We start from the raw sequence: 11,315 nt of genomic DNA on the forward strand, positions 1-11,315 counted from the left end.
GCGTCGGCACACGTCGACGTACCGGCACACGCCGTGGTACCGGCGCCCGCGGAGGCGGCGGCACGCGCCCGGGCGTCGGCATACGCCCAGGCACCCGCACACGCCGCCGCAGCGACCCACGCCAAGGCGCCCGTAGCGTTGAGCCACGCACGCCAAAGCGCCCGCCCCGCCGGGTGAACCCCGGTGGGACGGGCGCCGGTTGAACCCCGGAGGGGATCAGTGGCGGCGGTACGACGAGACGTAACCCGGCGCCGGCGAACCGACCCCCGTCACGTCGTCGTAGCCCCGGACCGCCTTCAGGGACGCATCGTCACCGAGGCTGCGCACCGACGTGAGCAGACCCTCCGACGCGTCATAGCTGTTCGCGAAGTCGACCCGCGCCACGGCCAGTTCACCCTTGACCGGGTGGTCCGTCACGTCGTGGTAGACCTTCGAACCGGACCGGTCGTAGATCGACGGGTTGGCGAAGCCGATGGCCCGGCCGCCCCGCTCCTGCTGCGCCAGCGCCTGCACGCCCGCGATCACCGGCGCCGCCAGCGACGTACCGCCGATGCGGTACTCGTCGTAGGCCTGCGACCCGTCGGGCAGGGTCTGCGTCTGGCCCACCAGGAAACCGGTGTTCGGGTCGGCGATGGCCGAGATGTCCGGCACGACGCGGTTCAGGCCGCCGTTGGCCCGCGCGAGCCGGCTCGGCACGACACCCTTCTGGTAGAAGGGCTGCGCCACGGTCTTGCTGGTGCCGCCGCCCGCGCCGGAGGTGTACGCGCCCGGGTAGTCGGTCCAGCTCTTGCCGTTCGCCGAGAGGTTGGCCTTCAGGGTGCCCCAGCCGGTCTCCCACTGGTACTTGTCACCCTTGCCGACCGCCAGCGACGTACCGCCGACCGCCGTCACCCACGCCGAGTTGGCGGGGGTGTCGACCTGCTTCGTACCGGTGTTGGCGACCTCGTCGCCGTTGTCGCCGGAGGAGAAGTAGAAGCCGATGCCCTCGATCGCGCCCAGCTGGAAGACCTGGTCGTAGGCGGCGGCGAGCTGCGGCGTCTGGTTGGCCTCGATGTCGCCCCACGAGTTGGAGACGATGTCGGCCAGGTGCTTGTCGACGACCTTGCTCAGCGAGTCGAGCAGGTCGTCGTCGTAGCAGGAGGCCGCGCCGACGTACGTGATGTCGGCCTTCGGGGCCACCGCGTGCACGGCCTCGACGTCGAGGGTCTCCTCGCCGTACCAGCCGGCCGCGCCGCACTCCTCGGTCTTGGTGTACGCCGAGGGCAGGACCTGGTTCAACTGACCGTCGCCGTACCGCGCGTCACCGTGCTTGGACGCGTACTTCTCGGCGTCCTGCGCGATGGTCGGCGAGGCGTACGCGTCGGTGATCGCGACCCGCACGCCCTTGCCGGTTGCCTTGCCCGCACCGTACGCGGCGCGCAGCTGCTTGCCGGTGTAACCCTTGACGGCGTACGGGATCTTCTTGCCGCCGGCCGAGGGCAGGGTCTTCGCGATGTTCGAGCCGTGGTACGTGGAGAACGGCCCGGCATTGCGGAACACCGCGTCCGGCGGCGGGAGTTCGTCCTGGTGGTCCGCCTTGTGCGGGGCGCTGTCCAGACCGGTGACGGTCAGTACGGCGCCGTCGAGCGAGGACGGCACGGTCGCCGCGCCGGACGGAGCACGGTAGGTGTGCGCGCCCTTGGCGTAGTTGTGCAACTGCGTGCCGAACGCCTTCTCGGCGGCGGCCACGTCGCCCGACACGGATATGTAGTGCTGGCTGGTGCCGGTCACGGTCAGGCCCGAGGACTCGAGCCACTTCGTGACCTCGGATATCTGCGCCTTCGTGGCGCCGAACCGGGCCTGCGCCTCCTTGGCGCTCAGGTACTTCCCGTACGACGCCGAGGACGGGTCGGACACGGCCTTCGCGTACGCGGCGAGACCGTTCGCGTCCCGACCGGCAAGGTAGACACGGGCGTTGACCTTGTTGGCGTTCGCGGTGGCGCCCTTGTCGGCGGTGCCGGTCGCCCACAGCGGCTTGGTGCCGGAGAGGGTGGCGCGGCCCGTGTCGGCCTGGGCGGCCGGCGCGGCGAGAGCGAGGGCACCGGCGAGCAGCGGCAGTGTCGCTGCCAGGCTCAGGCCGGCCCGGGTGCGGCGTGCGCCGCGATTGGATCTCATAGAACCCCCTGGTTTATGGAACCCCTGGGTGAGGTGCACCTGTAATGCACACGCAGAGGGCCCCACTCTCGCCACGAACCGTTCACGCCGGGGGAATGGATCGATCAAGAAGACGTCAAGTCATCTCAAGTCCGGTCGGGATCAACCGATTTGGGCCCATCGTCGGGGTCGTCACGATGTGGGCCCGCACGGCTCATACACGAATCACGGCACGGAGCGGGCGCGGGTCACCGGAGCGGGCGCGCGTCACGGCACGGAGCGCGCATGATTCACGGCACGGACCCACGCACGAATCACGACACGGACCCACGCACGGATCACGGCACGGAACGGGCGCGGGTCACGCGGCACGGCAAGGACCACGCACGGATCACGATATGGACCACGCACGGACCACGGCACCGACCACCGCACAGACCCGCGCACCGACTACGGCGTGGCCCCGCGATCCTTCAGCATCCCCGTCATCAGCTCGATCTCGGACTGCTGCGAGGCCACCATGCCGCGCGCCAGCCGCCGTTCGGCACCGACGGTGCACCGCTGCACGCAGCCCTCGGCCATGTGCACGCCGCCCTTGTGGTGCGCGATCATCAGCCGCAGGAAGCTGATCTCGGCCGAGCGCCCGCTGACCTTGCCCAGGCGGGCGAGCTGGGTGTCGGTCGCCATCCCGGGCATCAGCGCACCGTCCTCACCGGCCGGCGCGTCGCCCATCCCCATCCACGTCATCGGCGCCTGCGCGGACACCTTCGGCAGCTCCCACAGGTCGAGCCAGCCGAGCAGCATCCCGCGCTGGTTGGCCTGGGTCTGCGCGATGTCGTAGGCGAGGCGGCGGACCTCCACGTCCTTCGTGCGGTCGCGCACGATGTACGACATCTCGACGGCCTGCTGATGGTGCACGGCCATGTCGCGGGCGAACCCGGCGTCCGCGGACTCGGCCCCGGGCACCTTGAGGACGTGCGGGCCGCCGTCCCCGTCGGCCACCGCGTAGCTGACGGCGCCGGCCGCGACGAGCACCGCCGCCGCGGCCGACGCCAGCCACCCCGTACGACGCCTCACTGGGACAGGCCGCCCGTGCAGGAGGCGCCCGGCTCCGGCGTCTGCTTGCCCTGCACGAACGTCGAGAAGAAGGAGGCGACCGCCGGGTCGGAGGCGCTCTTGACGGTGCGCTGGTGACCCCAGGCGCTGAGCATGATCGGGTCCTTCTGGTCCTGCACCGGGCTCATCAGCGAGTACGGCGTCTGCTTCACCTTGGCGGCGAGGGCCTTCACGTCACTGCCCGCGGCCTTGTCGTTGTACGTGACCCAGACCGAGCCGTGCTCCAGGGCGTGCACCGCGTTCTCGTCCGGGATCGCCTTGCCGTAGACGTCGCCGTTGCAGTTCATCCACACCGGGTTGTGGTCGCCGCCGACCGGCGGGTTCATCGGGTAGGTGACCTTCTTGGTGACGTGGTTGCGGGTGAGTTTCCCGCTCCAGGTGCCGACGCCGTCCCCGGCGTACGAGAAGTGCCCGGAACCGGCGGCCGCCTTGCTGTCCGCCGCGTCGGAGGAGGCCTTGTCGTCGCCGCTCTTCGTCACGGCCCAGGCGCCCACTCCTATGAGAGCGGCCACGACGACCGCGCTCACGGAGACGATCATGATCCGGCCGCGGCGCGCTCGGGCACGCTCGGCACGGCGCATCTCCTCTATACGGTCCCGGCGGTCCTGGTGAGGAGCCGGGGAGGTGTTCTTGGCGGAACCCATGGAATGTCCTTCTGGGAAAAGGATGAGACGGGCGGGCCTGCTGATCGTAGTGGGGAGAACGGGCTGTGCGGGAGGTGCTGTCGTCCGCGTCGCCCAGGGCAGGCACTATGGGCCTGAGGGGTTCAACGGGCACTATGAAGACGACACCGGCCGGTCAAGGACGATCAAGGTCGGCAACGCGTACGAAACCGGCGTGTGGTGGGATGTGAACAGGCCCTTCGACGTCCCCGGAGCAGGCGGCCTGACCAGCAAGGATGGGTGGAATCGGAAGATGGACAAGCAGCAGGAATTCGTGCTCCGGACTCTTGAGGAGCGCGACATCCGGTTCGTACGTCTGTGGTTCACGGACGTGCTGGGCTTCCTCAAGTCCGTGGCCGTGGCCCCTGCCGAGCTGGAGCAGGCCTTCGACGAAGGCATCGGCTTCGACGGCTCGGCCATCGAGGGCTTCGCCCGCGTCTACGAATCCGACATGATCGCCAAGCCGGACCCGGGCACCTTCCAGGTCCTGCCCTGGCGCGCGGAGGCCCCCGGCACGGCCCGCATGTTCTGCGACATCCTCATGCCCGACGGATCGCCGTCGTTCGCGGACCCGCGCTACGTCCTCAAGCGCGCCCTCGCCAAGACCTCCGACCTCGGCTTCACCTTCTACACCCACCCCGAGATCGAGTTCTTCCTCCTCAAGGACAAGCCGCTCGACGGCACGCGGCCCACCCCGGCCGACAACTCGGGCTACTTCGACCACACCCCGCAGAACGTGGGCATGGACTTCCGCCGCCAGGCGATCACCATGCTCGAATCGATGGGGATCTCGGTCGAGTTCAGCCACCACGAGGGCGCGCCCGGCCAGCAGGAGATCGACCTGCGCTACGCCGACGCGCTCTCCACGGCCGACAACATCATGACGTTCCGCCTGGTCATGAAGCAGGTGGCGCTGGAGCAGGGGGTCAACGCGACCTTCATGCCGAAGCCGTTCTCCGACCACCCCGGCTCGGGCATGCACACGCACCTCTCCCTCTTCGAGGGCGACCGGAACGCGTTCTACGAGTCGGGATCCGAGTACCAGCTCTCCAAGGTCGGCCGCTCCTTCATCGCGGGCCTGCTCAAGCACGCCGCCGAGATCTCCGCGGTCACCAACCAGTGGGTCAACTCCTACAAGCGCATCTGGGGCGGCGGCGGCCGCACCGCGGGCGCCGGCGGCGAGGCCCCCTCCTACATCTGCTGGGGCCACAACAACCGCTCGGCCCTCATCCGCGTGCCCATGTACAAGCCCGGCAAGACGGGCTCGGCCCGCGTCGAGGTCCGCTCGATCGACTCCGGCGCCAACCCGTACCTCACCTACGCCGTCCTGCTGGCCGCCGGCCTCAAGGGCATCGAGGAGGGCTACGAACTCCCGCCGGGCGCCGACGACGACGTCTGGGCCCTGTCCGACGCCGAGCGCCGCGCGATGGGCATCGAGCCCCTCCCGCAGAACCTCGGCGAGGCCATCGCCCTGATGGAACGCTCGGAACTGGTCGCGGAGACGCTCGGCGAGCACGTCTACGACTTCTTCCTGCGCAACAAGAAGCAGGAGTGGGAGGAGTACCGCTCCGAGGTCACCGCCTTCGAGCTGCGGAAGAACCTGCCGGTGCTGTAGGCGCAGGTCAGAGCGGGTTCGCACCCGCGTCAGGCTTTCGGGGCCGCCGGTCTGTGACCGGCGGCCCCTTCGCGTGCGGTGGGGGCTGGGCCGTGTGTGGGCCGTGCCTGGGCCGTCTGGCCAGCTCGAGTAATTCGAAGGCAGTGGCGCCGTGCGTGACTCACGTGTCCAATGGAAGTGTTCGAACTACGGTGTCGGAGGGCGTTTTGGGGAGGCGTGCTCATGGTGGACGGTGGACGGGCTGCGGCGTACGGGTTCCAGTACCAGTACCTGCGAACACTTGGTCGGACTGGTAGGTCAGAGTGCGTGTCAGGGGGTCCGTGTAGAGGGAGCTCCGTCGGACAAAACCACGACAGACAAGGTTAACTTTGATGTGGTGGACCGAGACGGAGACATCTCCCTTGTGTGGGATTCCTCATGGCTCGCGTGAAAAGACGAAGCTGGCATCCTTAGCTCAATTGAGTTCTGCGGGCGGGTCTCCCACCGGAAACGGGGTCTACGAAGGCCAGGTAATGCTCATTCTCGTGGAATTTTTGAGAACGTAATTGAGGGCGTTTAGCTCGGCGGTGTCATCGAAAATGGAAGCGGGTAGGTGGTTGCAGGTCAGGGGGCCCACCCTGTGCACGATGTCGTCATACGCGGAGGATATTGCGGACCCTATGCAGAGGTCAGTCGCCTCGTCTATGTCGAGACGGTCGGAGGTCCATTTGAACTCTCCGTGATCTGCTACTTGAAGGGGAGGAAAGAACCACCATGGAAAGTCGCTGTCGGTATGACGCAATAGGCGAATCCCTTCGACGTTAATCCAGAGTGATCCGAAGTGGGAAATTGACCTGATGTCTTGGGTGCGCTCCTCCTGTAGTCGCTCGGAGAAGAGGAGAGTCATGCCCGGTATTCTTTCGGAGAAGTGTTTCGGAGCCAACGCCGTGTCGCGAATGGTGGAGTCGGAAGATAGCTTTGAGTCGATCACTCCCATCCGAATGCTTGTTGCTTCGGTGACAGCGTCAAAAAAAGACTTCACGGTCGCCGCGTCGGGCCGGGTGCTGACTGACTCCTCGTGAGAGTAGTTCCCCTTATCGCCCATGATTGATGCTGCGAAGATAAAACGATAGGGCGGATAAATTTCGCGCCAGTCGACTGATGTGACTCCCTTTTGAAGGCCAGGGAGTGGCGGGTTCAGGGCGAAATCAATCAGTGTGAGGACTTCAGAGTGGGAGAGTTGTCGGCCTGCCATGCGCGAGGCTACGCGATGAGGTTCGCCGTAAGGGCCTGACCAGTTGATCCCCCACATCTTCCGTAGCGAAGGGTCCATTACCTTCACGTAGTCGCGTGATCCTTTAAATTGATAGGCCTCGTCCATCATTCCGGCACATTCGAACAAAAGCCTTGTCGTGATCGGCTCTTCCCCGCCTAGGAGCGATTTGAAGTTATATACATAGGCGAAATCCTCTGGACCTCTAGGTAGTGCCCCGTTCCCCGCCCGCTGGCTCCAGTTTATGTCGAGCGCCATAGACATCAAGTCCTGCTCGAGTGATGAGTGTCCGCCTGCGGGCCAGGTCAGGGGTGTGGTGCCCAACAGGATGCAGTAGGCGTGATGGAGGGATAGCCATTGAGTACAAGCGGCAGAGGTTGCTGAACCGAGTTGGCGGGCTGTGTTATTCGTGGCCCACGAAAATAGTGGCGACCCGGTCGACCGTTCTTCTTCGGCAAACCTCCTATCGGAGTCATCCATTTGATGAAGTGTGTGCGCGGCAAGGCTGTCTCGAGAAGCTCGTAGTAGCGTGAGAAGTACCCCGATGGTCGTTCCGTGGAACCTTACCCAATGACTCAATTCATGCGCGTGGACCTGGTTCCAAGACATAAAGGACATGATTGGATCGCTTGTTTCCAGGGGTGTTTTCTCAAGGAAAAGCAGCTGACTGCGCAAGTTTAGTTGGGCGCCATTTGTGCTCCGGAGGCTTTCGGTGTTCATTTACTGGTCCTGCCCTGCCTGCTCTACCGATTCCACGTTCCCGCGGCTTCGAGCTCGGTCGACAAGTGCCCGAATTGCATCATAGATTGCGTTAGTTGCTACACCTGCGACAATCGATATTGTGATATCTGCCAATTGTCCGTGATTGAGTGAATCGTCATTCGCTCCCCGTGGTGTAACGAGCGCAGTGCAGTGTTCCTTCAGGTATGGATCTTCGTCGATCTCTTCGGCTAGGAGTTGGAGGTTTGCGTTGGCGCCGCTGTAGGTCATTGTGATCATGGCCGGAGCATAGGAGGGGTGGTCGCTGCCGGCATGGGAAACCGGGAAATTTAGATCCACGGATCGAGGGCGACGTCTTCGTTGGGCTGGGACGTCCCGCGAAGCGGTGGGAATCGTCGTACTCCTTCGCGGGCACCATGTGTCCCCCCCCGTGGGGCGCCAGCTAGCCGTAACCCCCAGGTCGGGCGGGAGGAGGCCGACCCCCTATAAAACTGCCGACCATGTAGCCGGGGGGCCTGTTGTCGGGCCGTCGCTGGGCCGTCAGACAGCGGCCGGCAGTGACCACCGGCGACCACCAACAGCCCCCGCGCCGCAGGTCAAAAGGGGGTCAGGTCGGATCGCCGCAGCCCGCCACAGAGCCTCATCAATTCCTGCGCAACAAGAAGCAGGAGTGGGAGGAGTACCGCAGCGAGGTCACCGCGTTCGAGCTGCGCAAGAACCTTCCCGTGCTGTAGGCGCCGTCGGCACGGCCGGGGCGGGTCAGCGCGCGGCCAGCGGTGACGGCGCCTCCTGCACCGTCCACCCGTTGCCGTCCGGGTCCTGGAAGAAGAGGAACGAGTTCCACATGTCGCCCGGGCCGTCCGCCCAGCCCTCGGGGCCCGCGTGCTGCACGGCGCTCACCTGGACGCCGCGCGCGGCCAGCTCCGCATGGGCCGCCGCGATGTCCGTGACGCACACCTGCAGACCGGTGAGCGAGCCGGGCGCCATCGGCCGCTGGCCGGGGGCGCCGGGCATGCCCTCGGTCAGGGCGATCGAGCAGCGGGAGCCGGGCGGCGTCAGCTGCACGATGCGCACGCCGGGCGCCACCTCGCTGTCCAGGTCGACCTTGAAGCCCACCTTGTCCGCGTAGAAGCTCTTCGCGCGGTCCACGTCCGCGACGGGGACGACGACCACTTCCAGGGTCCATTCCATGACGCTTCCTCTCAGCCGGGCCGGCCGGATCGCCGGCGGTCTGTGTGCATTCCTCGCCCTTGCCGAAGCCGAAGACCGTGTGCGGCGCGACCGCGAACACGAGGGACGGGCCCTGCTGCCCCTGGAACGCGCCGTCCGCCCGGACCTCGAAGTGCCACGCCGGGCCTTCTCCTCCCACGCCTCCGCCAGGTCGACGAGCCGGCCGGCGTCCGTGACCCGGACCGCCGCACCCTCGACGGCCACGTCGCACCCGGCGGCCCAGGTGTGCGTACCCGTCGTCAGCACGACCTGCGCGTGGTGCGCGAGATCGAGCGCCTTGCGCTCCCGCGCACCCGTCGTGAAGTGCGGTGCGCCGTCCCGCCGGACGCCGGGCAGCGGGGCGGCGTGCGGGCGGCCGTCCGGTCGTACGGACGACAGCCGGAACACCTCGGCGCCGGTCAGCGGCCGCTCCGCCGCCGACCAGGGGGTGGCCTGCGCGCCGGGCGAGCTGTAGCGCGGATCGAGCGAGGTGTGCGGGGTTTCCTGCGGCATGACGGCGTCCTTCGGCGGGCCCTGGTGAATCCTCTCGTCCAGGGAACGACTCCGCACGCGCTCACAACTCATCGGTGCCGCACGGACCGCAGTACGCTCATGTCCGGCGGGTGATCGAACAGGAGGCCGGGATGTCGGTGCCGGAGCGGGAGGACGGCGCGGAGCGCCCGTCGCAGGGGCGGCGTTGGGAGACGGGCGGGCGGCGCAGCAGTACGTTCACACGGCTCCTGCGGCACGGGTTCACGGACCCCTCCGGCGCCGAGCGGCTCCTCGACAGCCCCGCGCTGGCCTCGGTGCGCTCCGACCCGCTGCTCCTGGACGCGCTCGGCGCCACCGCCGACCCCGATCTGGCACTGCTGGGCCTGGTCCGGCTCGTCGAGGCGCAGGAGCGGGCCGGCGGGGACGAAGGCGACACCGCCCGCCGCGAACTGCTCGACACGCTCGTCACCGCGAAGCCGCTGCGCGACCGCCTGCTCGGTGTCCTCGGCGCCTCCGAGGCCCTCGCCGACCACCTCGCCCGCCACCCCGCCGACTGGCAGGCCCTCGTCACGTACGAGCCGAGCGATCTGCACCCGGGCGTGGCCGAGTTCGAGCAGGGGCTCGCCGACGCCGCCGACCCGGTGGCGCTGCGCGTCTCCTACCGGCGCTGTTTGTTGTCCATCGCGGCCCGCGACGTGTGCGGCACCACCGACCTGGCGCAGACCGCGGCTGAGCTCGCCGACCTGGCGACGGCGACCCTGCGCGCGGCCCTCGCCATAGCGCGCGCGTCCGCGCCCGCCGACGCGGCACTGTGCCGCCTCGCGGTGATCGCCATGGGCAAGTGCGGCGGCCACGAGCTGAACTACGTCTCCGACGTCGACGTCATCTTCGTCGCCGAGGCGGTCGAGGGCGCCGACGAGGGCAAGGCGGTCCAGGCCGCGACCCGGCTCGCCTCGCACATGATGCGGATCTGCTCCGACATGACCGTCGAGGGCACGATCTGGCCGGTCGACGCGAACCTGCGCCCGGAGGGCCGCAACGGCCCCCTCGTGCGCACCCTCTCCTCGCACCTCGTGTACTACGAGCGCTGGGCCAAGACCTGGGAGTTCCAGGCGCTGCTCAAGGCCCGCCCCGTCGCGGGCGACCGCGAGCTGGGGGAGGCGTACCTGGCGGCCGTGTCCCCGATGGTGTGGCAGGTCGCCGAGCGCGAGAACTTCGTGCCCGACGTGCAGAAGATGCGCCGGCGCGTCGTCGACAACATCCCCCCGGGCGAGGTCGAGCGCGAGCTGAAGCTCGGCCCCGGAGGCCTGCGCGACGTCGAATTCGCCGTCCAGCTCCTGCAGTTGGTGCACGGCAGGTCCGACGCGTCCCTGCGCAGCGGCACCACCCTCGACGCCCTGGCGGCGCTCGCCGACGGCGGCTACGTGGGCCGCGTCGACGCCGTGCAGCTCGACGACGCGTACCGCTTCCTGCGCACGATGGAGCACCGGATCCAGCTGTACCGGCTGCGCCGTACGCACCTGGTGCCCGAGGACGACGCGGACCTGCGCCGCATCGGCCGCTCCATGGGCATGCGCACCGAACCGCTCACCGACCTCAACCGCGCCTGGAAACGGCACACTTCGGTCGTCCGGCGGCTGCACGAGAAGCTCTTCTACCGCCCGCTGCTCGACGCCGTCGCCCAACTCGCCCCGGGCGAGACCCGGTTGAGCACCGAAGCCGCACGCGAACGGTTCGTCGCACTCGGCTACGCCGACCCGAGCGCCGCCCTGCGCCACCTGGAGGCGCTCGCCTCGGGCGTCACCCGCAAGGCCGCCATCCAGCGCACCCTGCTGCCGGTGCTGCTCGGCTGGTTCGCGGACTCGGCCGACCCGGACGCCGGTCTGCTGGGCTTTCGCAAGGTGTCCGACGCGCTGGGCAAGACGCCCTGGTACCTGCGGCTGCTGCGCGACGAGGGCGCCGCCGCGGAGAACCTGGCGCGGGTGCTGTCCGCCGGACGCCTCGCCCCCGACCTCCTCATGCGCGCCCCGGAAGCGGTCGCGCTGCTCGGCGACCCGCACGGCCTCGACCCGCGCGGGCTCGCCCAGCTGGAGCAGGAGGTGCTCGCCGCGGTCGG

At 68.1% G+C, this 11,315-nt stretch carries 8 protein-coding genes and 1 pseudogene; 3 read left to right on the plus strand and 6 right to left on the minus strand.

Annotation, left to right across the window (positions count from 1 at the left end; all coding sequences use genetic code 11):
* Positions 1 to 216: 216 nt before the first annotated feature.
* The 3 genes from G3I40_RS44485 to G3I40_RS44495 form a co-directional block, all read right to left on the minus strand.
* On the minus strand, positions 217 to 2,154 hold the full coding sequence (locus G3I40_RS44485) for a S53 family peptidase (RefSeq protein WP_164560473.1): 1,938 nt from the start codon (positions 2,152 to 2,154) through the stop codon (positions 217 to 219).
* Positions 2,155 to 2,583: 429 nt separating this feature from the next.
* Entirely contained in the window at positions 2,584 to 3,210 is a 627-nt protein-coding gene (locus G3I40_RS44490) for a DUF305 domain-containing protein (RefSeq protein WP_164560474.1), read from the minus strand.
* Positions 3,207 to 3,893: a DUF3105 domain-containing protein gene (locus G3I40_RS44495; protein ID WP_164560475.1), complete on the minus strand. Its 687-nt coding sequence runs from the start codon at positions 3,891 to 3,893 to the stop codon at positions 3,207 to 3,209. Before G3I40_RS44495 ends, G3I40_RS44490 begins: the two co-directional genes overlap by 4 nt.
* A 271-nt stretch (positions 3,894 to 4,164) precedes the next feature.
* Here G3I40_RS44495 and G3I40_RS44500 point away from each other — a divergent pair, with 271 nt between their 5' ends.
* The gene (locus G3I40_RS44500) at positions 4,165 to 5,526 is read left to right on the plus strand and encodes a glutamine synthetase family protein (RefSeq protein WP_164560476.1); all 1,362 of its coding nucleotides are present in this window, start codon (positions 4,165 to 4,167) and stop codon (positions 5,524 to 5,526) included.
* Positions 5,527 to 6,022: 496 nt separating this feature from the next.
* On the opposite strand, the gene G3I40_RS44505 is transcribed toward G3I40_RS44500, so the two are convergent.
* Complete coding sequence (locus tag G3I40_RS44505) at positions 6,023 to 7,036, minus strand: hypothetical protein (protein ID WP_164560477.1); 1,014 nt, start codon at positions 7,034 to 7,036, stop codon at positions 6,023 to 6,025.
* Between the two features lie 1,019 nt (positions 7,037 to 8,055).
* On the opposite strand from G3I40_RS44505, the gene G3I40_RS47815 reads away from it, so the two are divergent.
* Entirely contained in the window at positions 8,056 to 8,232 is a 177-nt protein-coding gene (locus G3I40_RS47815; protein WP_239092314.1) for a glutamine synthetase, read from the plus strand.
* Between the two features lie 25 nt (positions 8,233 to 8,257).
* Here G3I40_RS47815 and G3I40_RS44515 read toward each other — a convergent pair whose 3' ends face one another.
* Entirely contained in the window at positions 8,258 to 8,689 is a 432-nt protein-coding gene (locus G3I40_RS44515) for a VOC family protein (protein ID WP_164560478.1), read from the minus strand.
* A gap of 264 nt (positions 8,690 to 8,953) precedes the next feature.
* Positions 8,954 to 9,292: pseudogene (locus G3I40_RS48225) on the minus strand (pyridoxamine 5'-phosphate oxidase family protein); the annotation flags it as partial.
* Positions 9,293 to 9,330: 38 nt separating this feature from the next.
* Here G3I40_RS48225 and G3I40_RS44525 point away from each other — a divergent pair.
* On the plus strand, positions 9,331 to 11,315 hold a 1,985-nt coding region (locus G3I40_RS44525; RefSeq protein ID WP_343245219.1), incomplete at its 3' end, for a bifunctional [glutamine synthetase] adenylyltransferase/[glutamine synthetase]-adenylyl-L-tyrosine phosphorylase.

This window comes from Streptomyces sp. SID14478 (assembly GCF_010548525.1).
Taxonomy (GTDB): domain Bacteria; phylum Actinomycetota; class Actinomycetes; order Streptomycetales; family Streptomycetaceae; genus Streptomyces.